Here is a 23,853-nt window from a genome sequence, read left to right as displayed (position 1 = left end):
AGCTTCCCGACAAATTGCGACCGATCGTGAACCTCGCCGAGCACGTTCACCGGCCGCTTCCGTTGCATAGCAACCAAACGCCGCAAGACGACGTTGAACCGGGGCTGAGCTTGCCCTCGGCCGCGCCGCCAATCACAGAGCCGCGCAGGCGGCCCTGGAAGAACAGCGGGAAGTCGAGAGGAACGACGGCGACATCATCGGCCTCGGCCCGCTGCGTTGAATCATGGGCGGGGAACAGCATGGGGTGGTTGTCGGGTTCGCCCGCCGGCGGGAAGAGGAAAACATCGATGTTCGTGTTGTCGGCGACGGATGGCGCCCGCTCGCTCACGGTGGGGACCAGAATAGATGGCATTTTCTCCTCCACAAATCAGCACGCAGGATGTTGCGAAGGATGTTTTGCAAGCGACGTGCCAGACTGAGGAAAGTTCCTTTGATCTGTTGGAAAAAGCGATAATCGGCGGCAACGTCGATTTCCAGTTTGGACGTGTTCGTTTCACTCGGTGCGAAGATGCCGCGGCAATTCGAGTTCGCGGGAAACGAGATCGTCAAAGAACGTCTCGAAGGCGCGGCCTTCGCTGGCTTCGGCGAGGCCGGCAAGAGCGTCGTCGATCGCGCGTGCCTCGTCGGCACCGAGCACGCGGATGGCGGAGCCGAGATGAGTGAGAACCTGGGTCCCAGGCGGCTGAGGGCCGACAAGCAAGAGGGAGATCGAGGATATTGCGCCATGACGCTCGCACTCAGCAACGAACTCATTGGCGGCGACAACCCGCATGGGAATGCCGATGCACATAATGCTCCTCCTCTGTCGTTCCGATCTTGCAAAATCGGGAGTCCAGGCACGGGGCCGGCCGTGCGAATCCCAACGGCCCCCTTCAAGAGATGCGCAGCCGGCAAGCAGAGGCGCGCCGGCACAGCGCGGCAAGCGCCGCCATGGGGATCCCTCTTCCTAGTTCGACGCGGCCGGCTCGGCACGGCGCTCATAATTTTCAAGGTCGATATCGTTTTCGAGGAGCGGCGGAACCACCGCTCCCTTCGGCCTCCCGGCAACGCCAACGCCCCAGTCCCGCAATATCCGGACGGCGGTTTCGACGGCCGCCGGAATGACGGCCCTGACCGGCGCCGTCAGCGGACCACCCCAGTCTTCGAGATCAAGCGGCTGGCAACCGATCAGGGTCAGGCGCTCGGGGTAGTGCCCCATAAGGTCTGCCGCGCTCAGCACTTCCTGGAAGCCGGTCTGGTGTAGGCTCATTTTTTTCGCGCTGGTAAATTTCGGCACTTCATCGTCCTCCACCACCTTCATCGTGCCTGGTACGAGGCCGTAGTCGATGGCGTCGAAGACGATGAGCCGATCATGTTCGTTGACGAACTGAACCAGGTGAAGGCCCTGTGTGCCGCCGTCGAGGATGGTCACGTTGGCAGGCACTTCGTAAGCCCTGTGGAAGGCTTCGACCGCACGCACGCCGAACCCCTCGTCGGCCCACAGGATATTGCCGATTCCGAGAACGAGAACACGGGGCGCGGGGCGAATGGCCGGTTGACGATGGAGCAACCGTCTAGTCCTCCACGTCCTTGAAGAGTCGCTCGCCCGAGATTATCGACGAGATGACGCTTTGCCGACTCATGATGTCCTCGCGTACCGCCACATAGATGTGGATGATCACGAAGACGAGTATGACCCACATGCCGAGATGATGGAGGGTGTGGATATCCTGGCTATTCGGCCAGATCGAGAACACCCAGCCGAAAAGCACATATTCCCAACTGTCGCGGCCGGCGCCTTCGCTGTAGAGCGCAAAACCAGTGATCACCATGAAGAACAGCGGCAGGGTAAACATGAGGAACATGGTGAGCCGCGCCAGTGGGTTATGGCCGACATGTCTCTTCGGTTGGCGGGCCATGAACATATACCCGCGCACTTCATGCAAACACTCCTTCCAGAAACGGCCGCGCATGGGCACGTAGAAGATCTGGCGGGCATGCACGTTGCCCACGAAAACCCAATAGAGCCGCAGGATCAGAAGCACAGAAAGGGTCTGCGCCGCCGCGAAGTGGATGAAGCGGATATGACCCATCAGGTAGTTGGCGCTCGCCTCGCCGGGCACGGACGGCAGCGGCGAGCCTATGAAATAGCCGGTCAGAGCGAGCGTCAGGATCGAAAAGGCGTTGCCCCAGTGCCACAGGCGCACCGGCGCCTGGTAGAAGTAGACGCTCTGCTCGACGGCCTTTTCGCTGTTGGCGTCGGCGGCAAGCGATTGATGGATCGTCATCACCGAACCTCCTCAGCGGACCTGGACCCTGGCCCTTTCCTGCCCGTCCCGGCTCATGACATGAGTCGAGCATGCCAGGCACGGATCGAAGGAATGGATGGTCCTCAGGATTTCAAGCGGCTGAGCGGGGTCGGACATCGGCGTATCCATCAGCGACGCCTCGAAGGCGCCGATGTTGCCGGCCGGATCACGTGGACTGGCATTCCATGTCGTGGGAACGACACACTGGTAATTTTCGATCCTGCCATCCTTGATCTTGATCCAATGCGCGAGCGCGCCGCGCGGCGCCTCCGTGAAGCCGACGCCCTTGACCTCCTTGGGCCACGTTTCCGGCTTCCACTTGTCGACATTGGCCGTGGAAGAATTGCCGGCCCTGATATTGGCGATCAGCTTGTTCTGGAAGTAGCGCATCTGGTGGCCGGCCCAGCTCGATTCGAGCGCGCGGGCGGCAGTGCGGCCAAGCGTCGAGAAGAGCGCCGATACCGGCAGGCCAAGATCCTTGAGCACCTTGTCGACCGGATCCTTGAACTCGGCCTTGTTCTGGGCGTACCCGATGACCCAGCGCGCGAGCGGCCCGACCTCCATCGCATGGCCCCGCCAGCGCGGCGCCTTGATCCAGGAATATTTCGCGCCCTCGTCAAGCTGTTCGATATTGGTCTTGGTGCCCCTGGCGTTGGGCCCGAGCTCGTAATGCGGCTCGGTGACGCCGTCAAAGGGATGCAGGCCTTTGCTTTCGTCGGGATATTTGTACCAGGAGTGGGTCACGAATTCCTGGATCTCCTCGGGATCGGCATGGTCCACCGGATGCACTTCCGCGAGATTGCCGTTGATGATCGCGCCCCGCGGCAGCTTTAGGCTCGCATCCGAATAGTCGTTGGCGTGCTCCGGCACGTCGCCATAGGCGAGCACATTCTTGCCGGAGAGGCCGCCGCCATAGAGCCAGTCCTTGTAGAAGGAGCCGATGGCCATGATATCGGGGATGTAGACTTTCTCGTTGAACTCGATCAGTTGGTCGATGACCGAGGTGACCACATTCAGCCGTTCCATGTTGATAGCGCCGACGCCACCGGTCCCGTCAATATTGATTGGACAGGGCACGCCACCGACAAGCCAGTTCGGATGCGGGTTCTTCCCACCGAAGATCGAGTGGATCTTGACGATCTCCTTCTGGAAATCGAGCGCCTCGAGATAGTGCGCCAACGCCATCAGGTTTGCCTCGGGCGGCAGTTTGTAGGAAGCGTTGCCCCAATAGCCGTTCTTGAAGGGACCGGGCTGACCCGACTCGACGAATTTCTTGAGCCGCGTCTGGATGTCCTTGAAATAACCCGGCGAGGAGAGCGGCCAGTCGGATACCGACTGTGCCAGTGCCGACGTCGCCTTGGGGTCGGCCGAGAGCGACGAGACGACGTCCACCCAGTCGAGGGCGTGCAGGTGATAGAAGTGCACCACGTGGTCATGCACCTGCAGGGCAAGCTGCATGAGGTTGCGGATGGAATTGGCGTTTTCGGGAATGGTGATGCCGAGGGCGTTTTCCACCGCTCGCACCGACGTCAAGGCGTGCGTGCCCGTGCAGACGCCACAGATGCGCTCCGTGAACGCCCATGCGTCGCGCGGATCGCGGTTCTTGAGGATCACCTCGATGCCTCGCCACATGGTGCCCGTCGACACGGCGTTGCGGATGATGTTGTTCTCGTCGACATTGACCTCAATCCGCATATGGCCCTCGATGCGGGTGACGGGATCGACGACGATGCGCTTGCCGGAATTGTCCAGCGTGAAGCCGTTTGGAGTTTCGATCTTCATGGTGGTGTTTCCTGGCGTGAGCATTATGCGTCGGCTTCGCGCTTCGTGGTTACGCGCTTGACGACAGTCACCGCGGCATGCGCGGCGATCGCACCACCGACGACCCCCGCAGCGGTCAAGCCGATCTTGTCGGCATTGGCCTCGATGCCTAACTGGTGGACGTTGGTCAGCCGGTCATAGAAGCTGCCCTGATCCCAGAAACCTTTCTCGGAGCAACCGATGCAGCCATGGCCCGACTGGATAGGGAAAGAGACGCCTTCGTTCCAGCGCACCGTGGAACAGGCGTTATAGGTCGTCGGCCCCTTGCAACCCGTCTTGTAGAGACAGTAGCCCTTGCGCGCGCCCTCGTCGTCCCATTCCTCCACGAACTGGCCGGCGTCGAAATGGGGGCGGCGATAACATTTGTCGTGGATGCGCTGCGAATAGAACATCTTCGGCCGCCCCTGACGGTCGAGCTCGGGCAACTTGTCGAAAGTGGTGATGAAGGTGACGACGCCGGTCATCACCTCGGCGATCGGGGGACAGCCGGGAACCTTGATGATCGGCTTGCCGCGGATTACCTTGTCGATCGGGGTCGCCTGGGTCGGGTTCGGTCTGGCCGCCTGTACGCAGCCCCACGAGGCACAGGTGCCCCAGGCAATGACGGCCATCGCGTCCTCTGCCATCCACTTCAGCTTCTCGACGAATGGCCGTCCACCGTCGATGCAGAACATGCCGTTCTCGTTGAGCGGCGCATTGCCCTCGACGGCCAGGATGTACTTGCCCTTATACTTCGCCTTGGTTTCCTCGAGAATGGCCTCGGCCTGATGGCCGGCAGCGGCCATAATCATCTCATCGTAATCGAGCGAGATCATCGACAGCACGACATCCTTTACCAACGGATGGGCCGAACGGATGAAGCTTTCCGAGCAGCAGGTGCATTCGAGCCCGTGCATCCAGATGACGGGCACGCGTTCCTTGGTCTCGAGCGCTTCGACCATGGCGGTCGCCGCACCCGGACCGAGGCCAAGACTCGCAGCCGTCAGACTGCAGAATTTGGTGAAGCTGCGCCGGGTGATCCCCTGGCCGCGAATGACATCATAGAAGGTTTCAACAGTTGCCATCGCGCTCCTCCAGCAATCCGGCCCCCGATTCAGTCGTCCGGATCGGCAACCGGCTCCGTCACAGGGAGATCCTGCAAGAAACGGACCGGTCCCAGTTCACCGACCACCCTGTCGCTAGCGCATTGTTGCGAATTATCTATTTCAGAGGAGAACCGAAGCGGATTGGCGTGGCAACGATCGCGATCGTCGTCCTCAAACGACATGCGAGGTGGCAGATAACGGCTCATCAATCGAGTTCGTCTTCGGCACTTCCGGTGGTCCTGCGGCTTTCGTCAACATCGTTTCGAGTGAAACGGACATTAGGCTGTCCCAGTCCTCCGAATAGCGTCGGCCAAGCATGGCTATTGTCCCACGAGTGGTCGTCGCCAACCCAGGCCGATGAGGGTGATTGCCGACAATTCTGTCGTATTTGTCGAACGCGCGACATTATTCGTTCGATGGCTCTTTTTCAGTCGAACGCTAATAATCTGAAACTACCGCGAAATCGGTTTGTCGATACCGGCAGCGCAATCGGCATGAGTTTTGAACCTCCATGCTTGAAGGCGGCGGGCATTGCCGAATGGCATTCAGGTGGCGGAAAACGGTGATGGCTGACGGCCAAAAAAGCATCCTGGGTGCGGGATCCCATTCGATGCAAGGAGAGAGGATGCGAGGGATCTGGACATCCTCTCGGTCCGAGTGGGGACGAAAGTCAGCCGGCATCACGCCGCCGACCTCCCTCCATACAAAGTATTATGATGCCCGTCTGCCTTGGTACACGATCTATCCAACCGTACCGGAGTTTTCCCAGGCGGTCGGCGCCAAGGCTTGCGAGGAATGGCTGAAAGTCCTGCCAGCTGACGATGCTGTGTCGATCTATCTCCACGTTCCATTCTGTCGGTCAATGTGCTGGTATTGCGGCTTTCCTACCAGCATCACTCGTCGGAATGCGTCGATCGTCGATCACCTGGCGATGCTAGGAACGGAAATCAGTTTAGTTGCGGCGCTGGCGCCGCAGGCACTAACCGTCAGAGACGTGCATTTCGGCGGCGGATCGCCAACCATCATGCCGCCAGCGGAGTTTCTCGCCCTAATGGAACTTCTGCGCCGCCGCTTCGCGTTCGAGAAAGCGGCTACCGTCGCTGTCGAGATCGACCCGCGCACGTTCACCACGGAGATGGCCGAAGCCTTGGAGGCAGCGGAGGTGAACCGCGCGAGCCTCGGCGTGCAGAGCTTCGATCCCATTGTTCAAAAGGCGATCAATCGAGTCCAGAGCGAGGCGCAAGTGACGGCTGCCGTCGAGAACCTGCGCCGGCATAAAGTAAGCCGCATCAATTTCGACCTCATGTACGGTCTCCCGCATCAAACAGTGCAGTTCTGTGTCGAGAGCGCAACGACGGCAATCGCGATGCGCCCCGACCGGTTTGCGGTGTTCGGTTACGCGCACGTTCCTTCCTATCGAAAAAATCAGCGCCTCATCGATGGGACGGCACTACCGGACGCGGCTGCCCGCGCGGAACAGGCAGCGGCCGTGGCAGACACGCTGGTTGCCGCCGGGTATCGCCAGATCGGCCTCGACCATTTCGCGTTGCCGGATGACGAGCTCGCGCTGGCGCAGAGAGCCGGACGCCTGCGGCGCAATTCCCTGGGTTACTCGGCCGACACCTGCCAAACCCTGATCGGCTTCGGCGCGTCGGCTATCGGTCGTCTAGGCGAAGGGTATGTCCAGAACGAACTTACTCAGAGTTCGTATAGCCGACACATCGCAGCTGGTCACCTCGCGACATCAAGGGGCTGCCGTCTCACCGGCGAAGATCGCGTGCGAGCCGAGATCATCGAGCGGCTCATGTGCAATTTAGAGGCGGACGTGCCGGCAATCTGCGCCGCTCACGGATTTGATCCGATCCTCTTTGTCGATCCAGCTGAGCGCTTGGCGATGTTGGCCGAGGACGGGATCGTGGACATTGACAATGGTTTCGTCCGCGTGCGGCAGGAGCATCGCTTTCTGCTTCGAGCTGTCGCTGCCGCATTTGACGCTTATCTCGACCGCGCCCCCTACTAGCGCCGTGTTCTCGGCATCTGCGACCGGTATCTGCAGCGCGCGCCGGCGGCGCCGGCCGAGCTTGGTTCACATACTTGCATTTGGGAGCGCAAGGCGGACGCAGGATTTCGCAGGCTTCTGGACAGTGCACACCACTGAGCAGATGTCACAATACCCTTGCTGTCGGTGGTGCTGAGTCGCACGGCTACGCTTGACCACAGGGAGGTGCGCAGGCCCGGCCAGCCGCCCCATGGCACTGGAGAAGCTGCCCGGCCGCCGCCGAGAGGCGAGCTTTCCCTGTGGCCCGTTATCCTTTCCTTCGCTCGAGCGGCGCTCCGACGATCATCACGGCGGGGTCAGCGGAGAGAAGCTGTTTTGCGACCGACCGGACATCCTCCACAGTTACGGCCTGGATCAGCCGTTTCCGCCGCTCGATATAGTCGATGCCGAGATCTTCCATCTGGATTGCGACCAGAGTGTTGGCGATCGCGCTGGATGAGTTGAGATGGTCGACGGCGTAACCGCCGATGACGTTCTTCTTCGCTGCTTCGAGCTCCTCCTCGCTGACGCCCTCCTCCGCCATCCGCCTCACCTCGGTGCGAACGAGGGACAGCGTCTCTGCGGCCCGATCCGGGCGGGTCCCCGTGCCGATTACGAGCGCCGAGGCATGGTCGTTGTTCACGAGGGTAGATCCGATGTGATAAGCGAGCCCTCGCTTCTCGCGCACCTCGTTCCAGAGCCTGGACGTGAACGCTTCTCCCCCGAGGATGTGGTTCATCAGATAGGCTGCGAAGAACCGCGGGTCTTTGTCGCTGACCCCGGCATAAGCCAGGCGCAGCCCAGTCTGGGGCAGGTCATACGGGATGCGAACCTCCTGCGCCAGCTTGGGCGCGGTTTCTGCAACCGGCACCAGGGAGGGTTCAGCAGGCAACCCGCCGAATATCCGATCCAGATCGCGCTTGAGCGCACCCGCGTCGATCGCTCCCGCCACGGCGATGGTCAGGTTGCCGCGCGCGAACAGCCGCTTACGAAGCGCCTTAAGATCGGAGGGTTTGGCAGTGGCAAGGGTCTGCTCGGTGCCTTCGTCCTGCCGGGAGTACGGATGCTCGCCATAGAGCGCCTTCCCCCATGCGATCTTTGCCACCGCCTCCGGATCCTTGGCCTCCGCGGTGATGCCGGAGACGATCTGAGCGCGGACGCGATCCGTCGGTCCTTGGTCGAAGCGTGGCTGCTCGATGGCCAGCCGGAGAAGATCGAACGCAACATCCTTTTGATCGGCAAGCACTCGCATGGAGCCGTAGACCGCATCGCGCCCGGCGTCGAACCGCATCTCGGCGCCAGCATCGTCCAGCCGCTCCTGGAAGGCTTCTCTGTCAAGGTCGCCGGCCCCTTCGTCGAACAACCCGGCCATGAGATTGGCAAGGCCCTCCTTACCGGAGGGATCCTGCGTGCTCCCGCCCCGGAACGCGAAACGGACGGTAACGATCGGTATCGAATAGTCTTCCACCAGCCAGGCCTTGATCCCGCTCGATGTCCTGACTTCCTGGATGGCCATGGCCGCCCGAGCCGGCATCGCGGCAAGGCCTAAGAATACGAGCGCGACCAGCAGTGGCTTGGCGGCACCGATCGGCAGTCGGTTGAACATTGTCATCGGCTTTTGTCTCCTGAGGTCGCGCTTTCCCGCGGCAACAGATATCCCGCCACCGATCGGTCCGGATTAAGATATTTTCTGGCAACCGCCTGCACCTGCGTCGAAGTTACCGCGCGGACCCTCAACGGCCATGCCTCTAAGTCGTAAACAGTGCTGCCGGTCGCAAGCGCCTTCCCGTAGATGCTGGCCATTCCCGTCTGGCTGTCGCGTGCGAAGATCATCGAGCGCACCAAGCGGTTCTTGCCCTTCTCCAGTTCGACATCGGTAACACCGGTCTCGATGATTTTCCGGACTTCAGCGTCGAGCGCGTCTTCCACCGCCTCGATCGTCGCCTCGCCCCGCGGCGAGCCATAGATCGTGAAGCTGGACGGATCGAGCGATCTTCCCTGGAAATAGGCGCCGCCCCAGGAGGCAATTCCCTGTTTCACCACCAATTCCTGATTGATCCGGCTCCGCGTTCCTCCGCCAAGAATTTCCGCCAGAAGATCAAGGGCTTCCGCTTCACCCGGCTCGGTTATTCTGTAGCAGGGCGCCACCCACGACTTTTCGAAGCTCGGTACGGTCACGCGCGGGTCGGTGAGCACGACCGTTCGTTTGGTGTTCTGCTCCGGCTCCTGCGGCCTCACCCGCTGCGGCAGGTCCGGGCCGCGCGGTATGGCCCCGTAGGTCTTGTCCGCGAGCCGCCACACCGTTCCGGCGTCCACATCGCCTGCCACGACCAGTATGGCGTTGTTCGGGGCGTAGTAGCGATCGTAGAACGCCACGGCGTCGCTGCGATTGAGCTGTTCCATCTCGTGCATCCAGCCGATGACGGGGATACGGTAAGGATGGTTCTGATAGAGCGTCGCCTGTGTCTCCTCCTCGAGAAGCCCCTCCGGATTGTCTTCGACCCTCAAGCGCCGCTCCTGGAGAATGACATCGCGCTCCGGCACGATCACCGCGTCCGTGAGCACGAGATGGCGCATCCGGTCAGCTTCGAATTCCATCATCGTCCCGAGCGCCTCCGGCGTGACAGTCTGATAGTAGGCGGTGTAGTCGGACGACGTGAAGGCGTTCTCCTCGCCGCCGATCTCTGCGACCTTTGCGTCAAACTCGCCGGCCGGGTGCTTGCTCGTGCCCTTGAACATGAGATGCTCCAAGAAATGAGCAATGCCCGATTTGCCGGGTGGCTCATCGGCGTTGCCGGCTTTGTAAAAGACCATCTGCGTGACAGTCGGCGCCCGGTGATCGGGTATGACGACCACCTCCATGCCGTTGCTCAGCAGGAAATTTCCGATCTCGGATTCGTCTCGCGGGGCCTCGACGGCCGCCGCTTCGAAGGTCATCAGAGTTTGCAGCGCAACCATGCTCAGGGCAAATGCACGTATACGCGAATTTATTCCTCCATGAATCATCGGCCGCCCTCCAAGCGAAGATGGTCGGCATTACAGCTGTTGTGGCTCGACCCATTTAGCACCGCAGCCAGGAGGGCCTGATCGAAGGCGGGCCGCTTCACGCCCGTGGCGACATCGACCAGCATGAACCGGTGCCCGCCACGACTAGTCCCTCGGTAGACGAACCCCTCGGCTCCGTTCAATAGGAACGGCCGCCGTGGGATTTTGCCGGCAAGCAGGCCATAGTGATCGTTGCGGGCGCGCAAGGGCAACCTCGGCAAAAGCGCCCGTGCAGCGTCGGCTCGACTGTTGCTTGGCGGGTTCGGGCCCTTGCCTCTACGGCATTTGGAACGTCCAGCTGTGGAATGACCGGACGAAGGCACCGACAAAAAGCATGGTGGTAACATTTCGACATCTCCGCGCGTTTATCTTTGATCCCATGACGCGTCTGCAGATGCCTGAAGCAATATGCGTGCCGAAGGAAACCTCTTTGGAACCAGCGTGTTCGATTGAACCGCAGTCTCGCCATGTCCAACATTGTCGTATATCGGACAATGCCAAGCGACATTGACGTGTTGCAGCGTGACAAGCGCGACGGACTCCCGACGGCTTCGCGTGGGCGCCATCGCCCCATTGACTGCGATGCGGGCGCCAAGCGTCTCGACCATGAACCGGCCGCGATTTTCGGCGACCTGATACTGGAGCAGCGCATTGAGCTAGGCCTCAGCTCTGGATGCTTCTGGTCGCGCAGATGCAGGTACCAGAACCGGGGGTGACCGAGGTAGCCGCGTCCTACTGACCCGAATTCACACCGTATGACTCGAACCAGATCTCACGCTTGGATCGGATGAATCCATTAAGGATTTCTTGATGTGGGGCGGGCTAATCCATAACGTGTAGTAATGTTGTGTAGAAGTAGAGTCCAGATTGAGCCGTTCCACTAGTCGCCGCCTCACCTTGGAAGCGATCTCGCTCCTTGTCGGTATCATCGGCGCTCTCGTTGCACTTACCACTCCCATCGGCACTTATGTTTGGTCGGTTTTCAGCTCCCAAAGTGCATCGCTAAGCGGGGCGGTGGTCTATGCGGACGGAGATGGCATTCAGTTCTCTTTGACCAATGATGGGAACCGGACGGCTTCGATCGTTCGGGCCGCGGTCACGGGCAAATTTCCTGATGATCGCTGTCGACCCAATCTCGACATCGAAAACTGGCTTGACCCTGAGACGTTCGCATCGGTAATCGAGCCAGCCAAGACACAGAGCTATCGAGCGAAATTTCGCGCGCACCCTGACCTGTACGTCACCAGTTTTGCCAGCGACGTATTGGTCGATCCCAAGATGACCTCAATAATTGCAAAGCATCGCAACTGCACGCTGACGGTGTACTATGTCGACTATGACAAAAGCTTGCGGCAAGTTTCCTTTCCGTTTGCCTGTATTGCCCAGGTTTCCTGCTAACAGCTTCAGGTCAGCATCGTACACGCCCCGGCTGGCGCGCATCAGTTCGACGTTAAACAGGCCTTGCGTCAGAGTATCGATGCATTTCATCGTGCAACTCAGGCGCACAGGGCCAATTTTGAGCTTGCTGTCACACCAAAAGCAGCTTCCAGGCGTTCACCTAGGCTAGCAACCAAGCAAATCGGCATAAAGGCGCAGGCACTCATCGTGACCTTGCGCAGATCAAGGAAACGCCGCATATAAGTCAGAGGTTTAATCGTGATTAGAACTATGAAGAAGAGATCTGAGACAACGCCGGTAAAGGGCGGGTGGGTTAAGCGCGAAGCTGCCACAGGCCGTTTCATGGAGGTTGTCACACACAAGGGTGCTGCTAAGGCAAGTTCGAAAACGGAGGCTACGGTAAGGGAAGCTTCGTCCAAGCGCAGTTCGGCGCTGAAGCGCCTGGCAGATCGCTAGCCGTCGGCATTACAGGCTGACCCTCGCGGACGCCATCACAGCTCACGACGAAGCTCTGACGTATGGCGGCCTGGAAGGCGTTAGCAGCCTGCACCTGATCGAGTCTGCGCTGGCGCGACCCTATTCGGGTTATCATCGCCCCATTGCTCAAAAGGCCGCAGCTCTTCTGCACAGCATGGTCGGCAATCACGGTTTTGCGGACGGTAATAAACGAACAGCTTGGCTTCTTGTCGAGATCTTAATCGACCGTAGTGGATATAAGCTGGATATTCCGGACGATGAACCCGTCGATGATCTCGTCGTTGCCGCCGCCGCTGGGGAGATTGATTCGACGAACTGGTAACCTGGTTTAAGTCTAGGTTAGTGAGAGACAGTCGCTAGCTGTGAGTTTTCCATAGGTTGTCCATCTGGTCCGGACCGGGCACGCTGAGGTTATCGAACCGGCGGCCGTGTTAGCAGTTGAGGTTCGCCCGCCTGATGACGAGTTTTACGCTCACTTTGATACCTGATGCGTTGCAACGCATGTCTGCCTCGGTTCTCTCATCTCCATTCGCGCCCTTGTGTCCGACGGTCTTCACGCCGGTAGGAGATCTGGCGCGGGTCTTCCTCGTAAGGGCGCGTATCGACCTGGCAGCACCGGCTGCGGTAGTGCAAGGACTTCACCCGGCTTAGTATAGACCTTCGTCAGGCAGTCGGACTGGAGTTAGTCCGTCGTCGACGAAACCAAAATAGTGGATCTCCCGCCTGTAGCCGGAGCGGATTTGGTAAACTGCAAGGTGGCGCGAATCCGGGGACCAGCTAAGCGTCGAGAAGGCATAATAGTGGCGTCCTGTCTGCACGAACAGCACGCACGTTAAAGCGCCTATTACCGCGCGACAATGAACGTGAGATTCAGCGTTAATAGGATGGGCGTCTGCGGCTATCGTGTAGCACAGAGACGGCGTAGCCAAAGTCCTGACCCTGGTCCGGATTGACGCCTCGAATCTTCAGATCTCTATCTGGGCGCCTGAGCGCCGCCCACCGCGAGGCCCGTAAATTTTCAGCCGGACGAAGTGCGCGGAAATACATCCATCACGTGGATACATTCTATCAAAACAATCGATTACACCAAGTGTCCAGCGAGGAGTTATGAAGGCGTCACGGGCGGTCGGGCATTGCATCACTATGGAGTATTTGCGATGGAAAAGTTTTTCCGGGGCAACGATGGCGCGGACACCCTCTTCGGCAGCAATGGCGACGATGTGATCATCGATTTTGCCGGCAATGACTGGATCGACGCTCGTGCGGGCACTGACCGCGCCTTCGGCGGCGCGGGAAATGACCGGGTCCTCGGCGGCTCGGGCAATGACCAGGTCTACGGCGAAGAGGGCAGCGACTATCTCTCCGGCGACAACGGCCGCGACAAACCCCGCGTTGCCGGCGAGGACAATGACTACCTCTCCGGTGGCGCCGGCGATGATGTTCTCTTCGTCGGGGACGGTAGGGATTGGCTGAGAGGGGGCGACGGGGGCGACATGTTCGTGTTCCAGTTCCACAACCCGGTGCGCGGGTCCCACAACCCGATGCCAGGGGTCTTTCCCAAACAGGGGCCGGACCCGGACATCTCCACCATCCTCGATTTCGACCCGGCTCAGGATACTTTCGCCTTCGATGCGGCGGGCCTCTACAACGACGGCTTTGGTGCCAACTTCATTAACCACGCCAGCGTGCAGTCGGGCTACCCGGTGGACACCTTCTACAGCGGCGCTGCCTCGGGTGCGAAGGGCGAGCACGTCGTGGTGATCACCGACCAGAGTTTCGCCAGTGGCTCAGCCGCCGCGAGGGCGATTTCCGGCGAGGCCGTTGGCGACATCATAGTCTACCACGACTTCAAGACCCACACGGCCAACCTCGCCTATGTCACCTCGGCTAACAACGTGGACGAGTTGATTCATCTTTCTGATGTGTACAGTGTGGGTAACCTTGCAAATCTCCACCTGAGCGCGTCGGACTTCACATTCGTCTGATTCCGCTATTTGCCACGACCCGTAGCGCCCAGCGGACACAGCGTTTTCAGCTTGCCGGTGAGTCCGCTGGTCGCAAACCCAATACTCCTGAAAGTGGCATGGTCGGAAGCGTTCGATCGGGATGCCCCACCTCCCAAATGGCGCTCGGGTCGAGCGTCGCGCGCCATCATGCTCAGAACCTGAGAACAATTCGAGGGGCATTCCGCTCGCATTTAAGCTTGAAGAAGCCACAGCTCTGCCAGCCCAGCTTATCTGTGCCGGCTCACCATCTTCGCTTCGGCGCGAGAGCGCAGATTCTCAGCTTCACTGCATCTGAGTGACGCTTCAACACATGCGGCTATGAAGCAATTCCTTGCGGAATTCGCATATTCGGAGTGGTGCAACGCTTCACGGCAGACTTGCACCGCCCGTGCTTGCTGCATCCCCTGCCTCGGCCATTCATTCTCCAGGAAATCAAGTGCGTCGTAGGGCCCGCAGAACTGGCGCTTCATGCCGTTTTGCAACGTCACCCACAGTGGGGCACGCCATGGAACTTCTCTCATTTTCGGACCTCCTCGAAGATCGTACTCAGAACCGCAAACCCCTCGTGTTCGTTCTCACGCTACAACGATTCGTTACCCTTGGTGACCCATAAGCCAAGCGGCGCAAAATATCGCGCATCAGGGCAGGTTCCACGACCGGCCTGTTTTGCTGGGCTGTCACTCCTGCGTTCGCGTAACCGCGCCGACAGGAAGAGGACCTCCATGCACCGCGCACTGGGCGAAACAACCGCCCCGTTCTCCGCTGACGGAAATCGATGATGAGGAGCACAGACCTTTAAGAAAGAGATCGCAGGAGACGCCACCGCAACTGCTGCCCGCGTCTGTCCGCGTTTGCGGCAACATTTTTTGGTTCCGCCAGCACGGAGTTCAGGCATCGTTTGAGGAGGTTGTCGAACGGATTGCCGTCTTATCTGGACGCATCCTATCTCTCACCAGCAGCGAGCCGCCCACCTGGCATGGTGCTTGCGTTGGATCCCGGGACAGGCGCAAGTCTTACCCGTACGCGCGGCCGATTTCATTCGACGGTGGCGTGAAGGAGATCGGTGCCCAACCGACTGTGGAGGTACTTTTGACGATGAGTGCCACAAGCCTTTGTTTTACGGTCCCCGCAACTCGACCCAATGTTGGGGCGAGATCACCTCCTCTTACTGCCCGGATTGGCAAGACCGTGGTGATCGAGCACCGCGGCGATCAGGCTGACCGATGCCGGACATTTCACCCCAATATATCCATGGCATCGATGACCCCCATCCAAACAATCGATTGTGATTATGCTACGGCCTGTTGCATGAAGATAAGCGTGATCCGAAGGCGGCGCGGCATGCATGGTGAGGAGCTGTCGGCGGGCACCAGCACGCACTCTCTTGATTGGCTACCGACGAGACAGCAATGGTGAACACAGGTCAGGCCCGGTTGGGCGAAGGGGACACTTCGCTTCGGCAGCTCGATGCCGCCCTGCACCGGTTGAAACACCTGCACGATACTCTCCTCGACAGGTTACAGTGCCTCGACTGCGACAATGACCACGTGTCCAGCCTGGCCGCGCCGCTACGGACGCAACGCTCTGAATGCACGGTTATCGTGTGGCCGGCTGCTCGTGGACACGGTGACATCGGGCCCAGGATCAATGCCGCACCCCCATCTCACCGCGATCGAGCAAAAAGAACAACTCCATGGCGCTCGCGCGGATTCGGCAATGTGCTGATGCCGTGAACTACGAGGATTTATAGTTGAAGAAGCCGTCCATCCCACTTGCCACTGTTCTTTTCTGTGCAGCGCTGCTTCCCTTCGGGAGTGCCACGGCGGATCAGCCGGCAGCACCTGCCCTTACGGTATCGCTGGTGACGCCGGCGCTACGGGAGTGGCCGGAAACAGTTCCTGCAAGCGGATGGCTCAAACCCTGGCAGGAAGCGGTCATCGCCTCCGAGACGAGCGGCCTTCGCGTAACGGACGTTCTGGTCGATGTCGGATCGGTTGTGACCAAGGGCCAGACGCTGGTCCAGCTTTCCCAGCAGAGCGTGCTGGCGGACCTTCGAAAGCAAGCCGCGGCCGTCGAAACCGCCAAGGCAGATTTAGCAAAGGCCAAGGCGAACGCGGACCGAGCCCGGCAGCTTCGGCCCTCGGGAGCAATTTCGGATGAGAAGGTCGCCGAGCGTTTGACTGACGAGCAGATGGCAATAGCAAGCCTCGAATCCCAACAGGCCGCGCTCGACAGCCAGAAGATCAAGCTCGCTCAGACGACTGTCACTGCCGTTGATGACGGGCTGATAACGTCACGCACCGCCGATCTTGGCGCAGTCGTTTCCACTGGCACCGAGCTGTTCCGCCTGGTCCGTCAGCAGCGCGTCGAGTGGCAGGCTGAAGTTTCGGCACGCTTCCTGTCACGCATTGCCGAAGGATTGAGCGTCAAGATCAACGTCCCGGATGAGCGCGCCGTTCAGGGCAAGGTGAGGCTTGTCGGACCGTCTGTCAGCACCGAGACCGGCCGCGCGATCGTCTATGTCACGCTTCCGGCCGACGTCCATCCGCCTGTCGGTCTTTATGTCACCGGCAGCATCGAGCTAAAGACGACTTCGGCCCTCACGGTTCCCGAGACAGCGATCGTGTTCCGCGACGGCATGAGCTACGTCTTTACGATCGGCGACGACAGGCGGGTGCGACGGGTCCGGGCGGAGACGGGCCGCCACAAGAACGGCGAAGTCGAGATTCTCTCCGGCATAGATCAGTCCTCAAGGATCGTGGCATCGGGCGGAGCCTTTCTGTCGGACAACGACCTCGTGAATGTCGCCGAGCAAGGCTGATGAATTTCTCCGCCTGGTCGATTCTCAATCCCATACCGGCGATACTGCTCTTCGCAATGCTCACGATCGGTGGGATATTGGCTTTCGAACGCCTGCCGATCCAATACTTCCCGGACATGGACCTTCCGAGGATCGACATCACCGCGACCCTTGAGGGCGCGGCGCCGGCGCAGCTCGAGACGGAGGTTGCCCGCATAATCGAGGACCGGGTGGCCTCGTTGAACCATCTCGACCACATCGCCACAACGATCACCGACGGAACCGTCTCACTCAGCGCCACCTTCGAGCTGGAGAAGAACACCGATGAAGCCTTGAACGAGGTCCGCAATGCTGTCGACAGTGCAAAGGGGGATCTGCCGGCGAAGATGCAGACGCCGAGCGTCACCAAAGTCACCCTGCAGAGCGCCGCGCTGGTCACCTACGCGGTCCGTTCGTCCCATCTTAGCGAGACAGAGCTTTCCTGGTTTATCGACAACGATATGACGAAGACGCTTCTATCGGTACCGGGAGTGGGACAGGTGAACCGATCGGGCGGCATCGATCGCGAGGTTCATGTCGACCTCGATCCGGCGACGATGGCATCGCTCGGGGTCACTGCAGCGACTGTTTCAGAACAGTTGAAGTCGGTCCAGGCTGATACGTCGGGTGGGCTTGGAGAAATCGGCGGGGCCCGCCAGACGCTGCGGACGCTCGGCGCCGTCGCATCCGTCGAAGACCTCAAGGGACTGCAAATTCCGCTGCCCAACGGCCAGCAAGTCCGTCTTGACGATGTCGCTTCCGTCACTGACAGCTTCGCGGACCGGTCGTCGCTTGCCTATCTCGACGGCCAGCCCGTGATCGCTGTCGCGATCAAACGCTCGAACGGGTTCTCGGACACCGGCGTTGCCGCCGACGTCGACGAGGCGGTAGCACAGTTCGCCGCCAAACATCCCGACGTGCAGATCGATAAAGTCTACAGCACCGTCGGGGCAGTCCTCGAGAACTATCATGGTTCGATGCACATGCTGTACGAGGGGGCGATCCTCGCCGTCGTGGTGGTCTGGCTCTTCCTGCGGGATTGGCGCGCGACGATCTTGTCGGCCGTGACGCTGCCATTGTCGGTCGTACCGACCTTCCTCTTAATGTACGCCGCTGACTTCAGCCTCAATGTCATCACTCTGCTTGCACTGTCGCTGGTGGTCGGCATTCTTGTCGACGATGCCATCGTGGAGATCGAAAACATCGCCCGCCACCTCCAGATGGGCAAACGACCGATTGATGCAGCCCTCGAAGCGGCCAATGAGATCTGGTTAGCGGTTGTCGCGACCACGCTCACGCTCGTCGCGGTCTTTGTGCCGACGGCATTCATGGGCGGCATATCAGGGCTGCTCTTCCGGCAGTTCGGCATCACCGCCGCAGTCGCCGTACTCGCCTCGCTGATCGTTGCGCGCCTGCTAACGCCGATGATGGCCGCCTATTTCATGAAGCCGCATTCCACCCAGCAAAAGGATGGGCGAATCATGCGTGCATACATGGCGATTGTGAAGGCGTCTTTGAAGCACAGGAAGAAAACGCTCCTCGTGACCGCGGTCTTCGTCGCACTCTCGCTTTCCACCATCCCGTTCCTGAAATCGGGCTTCCTGCCGGCTGCCGACGACGCGCGGACCCGGGTGACGCTGACCCAGCAGCCCGGAGCCACAATCGATCAGATGGACACAACGGCCAGGAAGGCGGCGGACATCGTAAGCAAGCTGCGCGATGTGACGCATGTCTTCTCGTCGGTCGGTTCTGCATCATCGGGTGATGGCCCGCAGATCAGTATTGGAACAGCCACGCTCGACGTCATGCTGACGCCCATTAACGAACGAGACCGCAAGCAGTCAGAGATCGAAAAGGATATCCGCTCGGCCCTCTCGGTGCTCCCCGGCGTGCGGGTTGCGGTCGACAACGGTGGCCACGGCACGCAGCTCGTCATCACCCTTGCAAGCGACGACTCCAATGCCCTTGGCGAAGCAACCAATGCGCTTGAGGAGCAACTCCGAACGCTCAATGGGATCGGAGCGGTGACTTCGACCGCTTCGAGGCAGGCGCCCGAGGTTCAGATCACCCCGGACTTTGTGAGCGCAGCCGCACTCGGGGTGACGTCAAGCGCCATCGCGGAAGCCGTGCGCGTTGCGACGCGTGGAGACTACTCTTCCGCCCTGCCAAAGCTCAATCTGCCTCAGCGGCAAATCCCCATCGTCGTCCGCTTCAAGCCCGAGGCACGCACAAATCTCGACGACATCAGGAACATAAGGGTGCCCGGAACCCATGGCAGCGTCGATCTTGGATCAATCGCCGACATACGTATCGGCGGAAGTCCTTCCGAGATCGATCGCATCGATCAAATGCGCAATATGACTCTTTCGGTCGAGCTCAACGGCCGTATCCTGGGCGACGTCTATCGCGAGGCAAAGGCGCTGCCGGCTCTTGAGCACCTGCCGGCGGGCGTCACGCTCGTGAAGCAAGGCGAACTTCAGCGCAGTTCGGAACTGTTCCAAAGCTTCGCTCTTGCAATGGCGATCGGCGTGTTCTGCATCTATGCAGTGCTCGTCCTGCTCTTCCACGACTTCCTGCAACCGTTCACCATCCTCATGGCCCTTCCGCTTTCGCTCGGAGGCGCACTGCTGCCACTAGTGGTGACCGGAACCAGCTTCTCGATGCCGGTGGTCATCGGGCTGCTGATGCTCATGGGCGTGGTGACGAAGAACTCGATCCTTCTAGTCGAATACGCGATCATGTCGCGCCGCCAGGGAATGTCGCGGTTCGATGCACTCGTCGATGCCTGCCGCAAGCGCGGGCGTCCCATTGTCATGACAACCATCGCCATGGCATCGGGCATGCTCCCGGTTGCTTTGAGCCTGACGGGGGGCGATTCAAGTTTCCGACGGCCGATGGCCATTGTGGTGATCGGCGGTGTAATGACGTCAACGCTACTCAGCCTTATTGTCATCCCCATCATCTTCACGTTCGTCGATGACCTGCTTGAGGCACTGAAACGGCTCGGACGCCGGACGCAGGCACGCAACGAGATCGCCGGGCAGGAGACGGATGCATTCAACAATTACGAGCCGATTGCCTTCAAACCTAGCTCCGCGGCTCGAGGACATGGCCAGAGCTGATTATCTCTCAGCACATTTGGCAGCAGAGGAATATCTGTTCCTCGGGCGGCACGTCGGGGACCGCCGGGGCGTAGGCGTAAGAGGTCTCCTCTACGATTCGGAAGCCCGCCGTTTCGATGACCGTGCGCAACTCCTCTCGCAGATAACCTGATACCCGGATAGTGTTTCCCAGGAACGGGATCGGGACATCGTCCACATCCGCCTCCACCATCGAGAGGGCGAACAAGCCACCAGGAACCAGCAGATGCCGGACCGTCAGTAGCGCGAGCGGAATCTCCATTCGTGGCAGCATCAGCAGGGAGAAGAAGGCCGCGGCCGCCTCGAACCGGCCGAGATCCCGCGGACCGCCAGGTCGCAGGTCGGCGAGGTCCATCTGGTGGAACGTTGCACCTGGGACGTACTCACGGGCGAGTTCCACCATCCCGCGAGATAGATCGATGCCCACCACCTCGAAACCGGCATCAACCATCTGGCGCGCGGTTGGCACTCCAGTGCCGCAGCCAAGGTCCAGAACCCGGGACCCCGTCGGTAAGGACCTGATCAGCCATTCGCCCGCCGAAACTTGACCCTCCTTGTGCGGAAAGGCCTCATCATAGCGGTCGCCGATGGCGTCGAAGGCCTCTGCCTGGCCCTCGCGGTGCAGCTGAAGGCTCTCGTAGTCAGGCCCTTTGTTCCGATTGATCACGCAAATAGCCTATCATCGAACATCCAGAACCCTTTTTCCGTCAGGCGAACCCACAAATCAAGATCACCCTTAAGGGTCGTGGTCAACGTCGTGTCAGCGGCTGTCACCGCCTCAGGCGGATTAACACTTCGCAGCTTGAGATTCAGGCAGCCGCAATGGCCTTATGCCAGATAGTCATCGAGCGACGACTGCGAAACTCGAGTGTATGTCGTAATGCCCATCCCGTCCGGCGTACACTTTGTCGATGGCGTCGCAGGTGAACGCGTTGGCACATAGCGCCTTGCCACTCTCTGGCCCCGCCGATGCCAGTTCTTCCGGCATAAAGCCACGTACCCGTCTGTGCCGTAGAGCCCTACGGGGGCTTTGCGAAGCGCACGCCCCTGTCACAACGGTCCCGCCCTGGCCGACCTGACGACGATGCAGGCGATCGATTATAAGGTCGGCTCTCCGACGAATGATACGGCCGATATCCTTGATCCGGTTGCCGCCCATGAAGCTTCTCGCTGTTTTATCTGCCGTCAACCGGACGATGTCGTCACCGCCGGCAGTCAGGCCTGGTTCCAGGCTGCGCCGAGTTCGCTCTGAAAATCGACACCCCTGGTCCCACACGATGATCAAGTGCGCTCCGTCAACAGGGGCGATGTTGCTCGATTTGACTTGAGCGTTGTTGAATGTTACACATGGGTAATCGTTAACCCTTGGTGAAGCCGTGACCGTCTCCCTCAACGACATTGCCGAACGCGCGGGCGTCTCCGTCAAGACCGTTTCCGGTGCGCTGCATGGCGGCTCGGCCCGCATGGCCGAAACGACGAGGCAGCGCATCAAGGAGATAGCCGAGGAACTCGGCTACGTCACCAATCTAGCCGCGCGCAGCATGCGGCAGGGCTGGATGCCGCTGATCGGCGTGGTTGCCGACGAGTTGATCACCTCCCCTTTCGCGACAGAAATCATCCGGGGGCTCGATGGTGCGGCGCGAGCCTCTGACATGGCCGTTTTTGCGATGACCCTGAGCGGCAGCCGCGATGTGGGCGCGGTGATCGAGGAAGTGCGCCGCTTTCGGCCGCGGGCGATTGCCTACGCGGCCATGTATCACAAGACCGTTTCGCTTCCCGCCGAATTCGCCGGCACGGTTGGCGTGATGATCAATTGCCGCGAGGCGAACGATCGGGTGACATCACTGGTGCCTGACGAATTCGGCGCGGCGCGCGAGATCACCACCTACCTCATTGAGGCTGGGCGCCGGAATATCGCCTTCATAACCCTGCCCGGCCTGCTTGCCGGCGAATTGCGCGAAGCGGGCTTCCGTCAGGCGATGAACGAGGCCGGACTCGATGGCGACGGCGCCCCGGTTCTGCCGGCGGTGCGCCGGGCGATCTACAGCGACAGGGCCCATAGCCTGGTCCTTTCGCACGTGACGGAACTGATGGCCAGGTCCGAACCGCCTGACGCGATTCTCTGCGGCAACGACCGCGTCGCGATGGAGGTCTACGCGGCGCTGCGCCGGGTTGGGGCGCAAATCCCCGACGATGTCGCCGTCGCCAGCTTCGACAATCAGGTCGACATCGCCTCGCGTCTCGATCCGCCCTTGACGACCATGGCCCTGCCGCATCGGGCGATGGGGCGTCTGGCCGCGGACATTCTGCTTGCCGGTGACACGATGCCAGGCGAGGTGCACAAGCTTCCGTTCCAAATGGTGGAGCGGTCATCCGTATAAATCAGTAGCCACGTAAAGCCTGTTAAGGAGGAGAAACAGTGATGGGTAATCGTTTACTTTCGTTCCTGATGGCGTCTGTCGCGCTCGGCGGCCTGGCGGAAGCAAAAACCGTCATTCACGTGATGCACCAGGGCGACCCCGGTTGGGTCTCGACCTATGGCGAGGTTGCCAAGCGCTTCGAGGCCGCCAACCCGGATGTCGACATCGAGCTCATCTATGCTCCCCACGACGCCTATAACGAGAAATTCAGCGCCGCGGTCATGTCCAAACAACTGCCCGACGTCATGGAACTCGACGCGCCCTTCCTCGCCAACTACGTCTGGTCGGGCTACCTGCAGCCGATCAAGCCGTTGATCGATCAGGACGTTATCGACGACATGACCGAATCCAACGTCGCGCAGGGCACCTATCCGATCGACAAGGACCTCTACGCCGTCGGCCTGACCGACTCCTCCGTCGTCCTCTACGGCAACAGGAAATATCTCGAAGCGATCGACGCACGCATCCCGAAGGGCGTCGACGACGCCTGGACGCGCGAGGAATTCGAGGGTTACCTCGAAAAGCTCTCGAAGCTCGATGGCGTCAAATGGCCGATCGACACCTTCCGCGGCTACGGCATCAAGACCGAATGGATCACCTATGCCTATGGCCCCATCCTGCAATCGGCGGGCTGCGATCTCATCGACCGTAAGACCTGGAAATCCGTCGGAACGCTGGACAGCGATCCTTGTGTCGATGCGCTGACGATGATGCAGAAATGGGTGAAGAACGGCTGGGTTGTGCCGCAATCCTCCGGCACCAATCAGTTCTTTGCTGAGGGACATCCAGCGGCGCTCGCGCTTGGCGGTCATTGGTTCTATGCGGAAGCCGCGGCTTCGATGAAGGACGATATCGTCGTCATGCCGCTGCCGAAATTCGGGCCGAAAGGCGCAAGCCCCAACGGTACCTGGATCTGGGGCATCACCACCGCCTCCGAACATCCGGATATCGCCGGCAAGTTCCTGAGTTTCATGCTGAAGGACAAGCTCTACCGCGACTATGCGAGAGAGGACTCCGCATATCCTGGCTTGAAGAGCTTCGCCGCCGATTCACCGCTTTACGCCGACGGCGGCCCGATGGCGGTGGCCTTCGAGCAGGCATCGAAAACCGCGATCGCACGGCCCCCGCATCCGGCCTATCCGATCATCACCTCGGCCTTCATGGGAGCGGTGGACGAGATCTTCAATGGCGGCGACGTCAAGGCTGCACTCACCGCGGCAGCCGAGAAGATCGACGAGGATATCGAAGAAAACGACGGCTATCCGCCCTTCGACGAACAGCAATAACTCCCAGGAC

19 protein-coding genes are annotated in these 23,853 nt (G+C 60.3%); 9 read left to right on the top strand and 10 right to left on the bottom strand.

Features of this window, described 5'->3' with window-relative positions; all coding sequences use genetic code 11:
* Positions 1–46 precede the first annotated feature (46 nt).
* From RB548_RS23500 to RB548_RS23475, 6 genes are all read right to left on the bottom strand, one after another.
* Positions 47–352 (bottom strand): hypothetical protein, encoded by a 306-nt coding sequence (locus tag RB548_RS23500; RefSeq protein ID WP_331375706.1) that lies wholly within the window; start codon positions 350–352, stop codon positions 47–49.
* A 141-nt stretch (positions 353–493) separates the two neighbouring features.
* Positions 494–790, bottom strand: coding sequence for a HypC/HybG/HupF family hydrogenase formation chaperone (gene hypC, locus RB548_RS23495; protein ID WP_331375705.1), 297 nt, complete (start codon positions 788–790; stop codon positions 494–496).
* 156 nt (positions 791–946) lie between these two features.
* The gene (locus RB548_RS23490) at positions 947–1,549 is read right to left on the bottom strand and encodes a HyaD/HybD family hydrogenase maturation endopeptidase (RefSeq protein ID WP_331375704.1); all 603 of its coding nucleotides are present in this window, start codon (positions 1,547–1,549) and stop codon (positions 947–949) included.
* Positions 1,550–1,553: 4 nt separating this feature from the next.
* Positions 1,554–2,267: a Ni/Fe-hydrogenase, b-type cytochrome subunit gene (gene cybH, locus RB548_RS23485; RefSeq protein ID WP_331375703.1), complete on the bottom strand. Its 714-nt coding sequence runs from the start codon at positions 2,265–2,267 to the stop codon at positions 1,554–1,556.
* 12 nt (positions 2,268–2,279) lie between these two features.
* Positions 2,280–4,070, bottom strand: a complete 1,791-nt coding sequence (locus tag RB548_RS23480; RefSeq protein ID WP_331375702.1) for a nickel-dependent hydrogenase large subunit — start codon at positions 4,068–4,070, stop codon at positions 2,280–2,282.
* Positions 4,071–4,093: 23 nt separating this feature from the next.
* Entirely contained in the window at positions 4,094–5,173 is a 1,080-nt protein-coding gene (locus RB548_RS23475) for a hydrogenase small subunit (protein WP_331375701.1), read from the bottom strand.
* A 586-nt stretch (positions 5,174–5,759) separates the two neighbouring features.
* Here RB548_RS23475 and hemN point away from each other — a divergent pair.
* Positions 5,760–7,214, top strand: coding sequence for an oxygen-independent coproporphyrinogen III oxidase (gene hemN / locus RB548_RS23470; RefSeq protein WP_331375700.1), 1,455 nt, complete (start codon positions 5,760–5,762; stop codon positions 7,212–7,214).
* Between the two features lie 286 nt (positions 7,215–7,500).
* On the opposite strand, the gene RB548_RS23465 is transcribed toward hemN, so the two are convergent.
* Positions 7,501–8,844 carry a M16 family metallopeptidase gene (locus tag RB548_RS23465; protein ID WP_331375699.1) on the bottom strand — a complete coding sequence of 448 codons (1,344 nt, stop codon included), beginning with the start codon at positions 8,842–8,844 and terminating at the stop codon, positions 7,501–7,503.
* On the bottom strand, positions 8,841–10,169 hold the full coding sequence (locus RB548_RS23460) for a M16 family metallopeptidase (RefSeq protein ID WP_408642454.1): 1,329 nt from the start codon (positions 10,167–10,169) through the stop codon (positions 8,841–8,843). Before RB548_RS23460 ends, RB548_RS23465 begins: the two co-directional genes overlap by 4 nt.
* A 975-nt stretch (positions 10,170–11,144) precedes the next feature.
* Between RB548_RS23460 and RB548_RS23455 the strand changes: the two genes are divergently transcribed.
* The 3 genes from RB548_RS23455 (at position 11,145) to RB548_RS23450 (ending at position 14,137) form a co-directional block, all read left to right on the top strand.
* The gene (locus tag RB548_RS23455; RefSeq protein ID WP_331375697.1) at positions 11,145–11,675 is read left to right on the top strand and encodes a hypothetical protein; all 531 of its coding nucleotides are present in this window, start codon (positions 11,145–11,147) and stop codon (positions 11,673–11,675) included.
* A gap of 448 nt (positions 11,676–12,123) precedes the next feature.
* A complete protein-coding gene (locus tag RB548_RS32245) occupies positions 12,124–12,474 on the top strand; it encodes a type II toxin-antitoxin system death-on-curing family toxin (RefSeq protein WP_408642457.1) in 351 nt (116 codons plus the stop codon).
* 835 nt (positions 12,475–13,309) lie between these two features.
* A complete protein-coding gene (locus RB548_RS23450) occupies positions 13,310–14,137 on the top strand; it encodes a calcium-binding protein (RefSeq protein ID WP_331375696.1) in 828 nt (275 codons plus the stop codon).
* Positions 14,138–14,385: 248 nt separating this feature from the next.
* Here RB548_RS23450 and RB548_RS23445 read toward each other — a convergent pair whose 3' ends face one another.
* Positions 14,386–14,628, bottom strand: a complete 243-nt coding sequence (locus RB548_RS23445) for a DUF982 domain-containing protein (protein WP_331375754.1) — start codon at positions 14,626–14,628, stop codon at positions 14,386–14,388.
* A gap of 1,280 nt (positions 14,629–15,908) precedes the next feature.
* On the opposite strand from RB548_RS23445, the gene RB548_RS23440 reads away from it, so the two are divergent.
* Both RB548_RS23440 and RB548_RS23435 read left to right on the top strand, forming a co-directional pair.
* Positions 15,909–16,979 carry an efflux RND transporter periplasmic adaptor subunit gene (locus tag RB548_RS23440; RefSeq protein ID WP_331375695.1) on the top strand — a complete coding sequence of 357 codons (1,071 nt, stop codon included), beginning with the start codon at positions 15,909–15,911 and terminating at the stop codon, positions 16,977–16,979.
* Positions 16,979–20,119, top strand: a complete 3,141-nt coding sequence (locus RB548_RS23435; RefSeq protein WP_331375694.1) for an efflux RND transporter permease subunit — start codon at positions 16,979–16,981, stop codon at positions 20,117–20,119. The genes RB548_RS23440 and RB548_RS23435 overlap by 1 nt, the downstream gene beginning before the upstream one ends.
* Positions 20,120–20,126: 7 nt before the next feature.
* Here the strand turns inward: RB548_RS23435 and RB548_RS23430 are convergent, their stop codons facing one another.
* Entirely contained in the window at positions 20,127–20,804 is a 678-nt protein-coding gene (locus tag RB548_RS23430) for a class I SAM-dependent DNA methyltransferase (RefSeq protein ID WP_331375693.1), read from the bottom strand.
* Between the two features lie 417 nt (positions 20,805–21,221).
* Between RB548_RS23430 and RB548_RS23425 the strand changes: the two genes are divergently transcribed.
* The 3 genes from RB548_RS23425 (at position 21,222) to RB548_RS23415 (ending at position 23,843) form a co-directional block, all read left to right on the top strand.
* Positions 21,222–21,389, top strand: a complete 168-nt coding sequence (locus RB548_RS23425) for a hypothetical protein (RefSeq protein WP_331375692.1) — start codon at positions 21,222–21,224, stop codon at positions 21,387–21,389.
* Positions 21,390–21,513: 124 nt separating this feature from the next.
* Complete coding sequence (locus RB548_RS23420) at positions 21,514–22,518, top strand: LacI family DNA-binding transcriptional regulator (protein ID WP_331375691.1); 1,005 nt, start codon at positions 21,514–21,516, stop codon at positions 22,516–22,518.
* Positions 22,519–22,559: 41 nt separating this feature from the next.
* On the top strand, positions 22,560–23,843 hold the full coding sequence (locus RB548_RS23415) for an ABC transporter substrate-binding protein (RefSeq protein WP_331375690.1): 1,284 nt from the start codon (positions 22,560–22,562) through the stop codon (positions 23,841–23,843).
* Positions 23,844–23,853: the final 10 nt, after the last annotated feature.

It is taken from the genome of Sinorhizobium chiapasense, from assembly GCF_036488675.1.
In the GTDB taxonomy this organism is placed as follows: domain Bacteria; phylum Pseudomonadota; class Alphaproteobacteria; order Rhizobiales; family Rhizobiaceae; genus Sinorhizobium; species Sinorhizobium chiapasense.
This window is presented reverse-complemented; position numbering and strand designations above follow the sequence as displayed.

Bases quoted from the DNA above. Each gene is read 5' to 3' on its own strand.
- RB548_RS23500 (WP_331375706.1), bottom strand. From the start codon at position 352: ATGCCATCTATTCTGGTCCCCACCGTGAGCGAGCGGGCGCCATCCGTC.
- hypC (WP_331375705.1), bottom strand. From the start codon at position 790: ATGTGCATCGGCATTCCCATGCGGGTTGTCGCCGCCAATGAGTTCGTT.
- cybH (WP_331375703.1), bottom strand. From the start codon at position 2,267: ATGACGATCCATCAATCGCTTGCCGCCGACGCCAACAGCGAAAAGGCC.
- RB548_RS23480 (WP_331375702.1), bottom strand. From the start codon at position 4,070: ATGAAGATCGAAACTCCAAACGGCTTCACGCTGGACAATTCCGGCAAG.
- RB548_RS23475 (WP_331375701.1), bottom strand. From the start codon at position 5,173: ATGGCAACTGTTGAAACCTTCTATGATGTCATTCGCGGCCAGGGGATC.
- hemN (WP_331375700.1), top strand. From the start codon at position 5,760: ATGGCTGACGGCCAAAAAAGCATCCTGGGTGCGGGATCCCATTCGATG.
- RB548_RS23465 (WP_331375699.1), bottom strand. From the start codon at position 8,844: ATGACAATGTTCAACCGACTGCCGATCGGTGCCGCCAAGCCACTGCTG.
- RB548_RS23460 (WP_408642454.1), bottom strand. From the start codon at position 10,169: ATGACCTTCGAAGCGGCGGCCGTCGAGGCCCCGCGAGACGAATCCGAG.
- RB548_RS23450 (WP_331375696.1), top strand. From the start codon at position 13,310: ATGGAAAAGTTTTTCCGGGGCAACGATGGCGCGGACACCCTCTTCGGC.
- RB548_RS23445 (WP_331375754.1), bottom strand. From the start codon at position 14,628: ATGAAGCGCCAGTTCTGCGGGCCCTACGACGCACTTGATTTCCTGGAG.
- RB548_RS23435 (WP_331375694.1), top strand. From the start codon at position 16,979: ATGAATTTCTCCGCCTGGTCGATTCTCAATCCCATACCGGCGATACTG.
- RB548_RS23425 (WP_331375692.1), top strand. From the start codon at position 21,222: ATGCAGGCGATCGATTATAAGGTCGGCTCTCCGACGAATGATACGGCC.
- RB548_RS23415 (WP_331375690.1), top strand. From the start codon at position 22,560: ATGGGTAATCGTTTACTTTCGTTCCTGATGGCGTCTGTCGCGCTCGGC.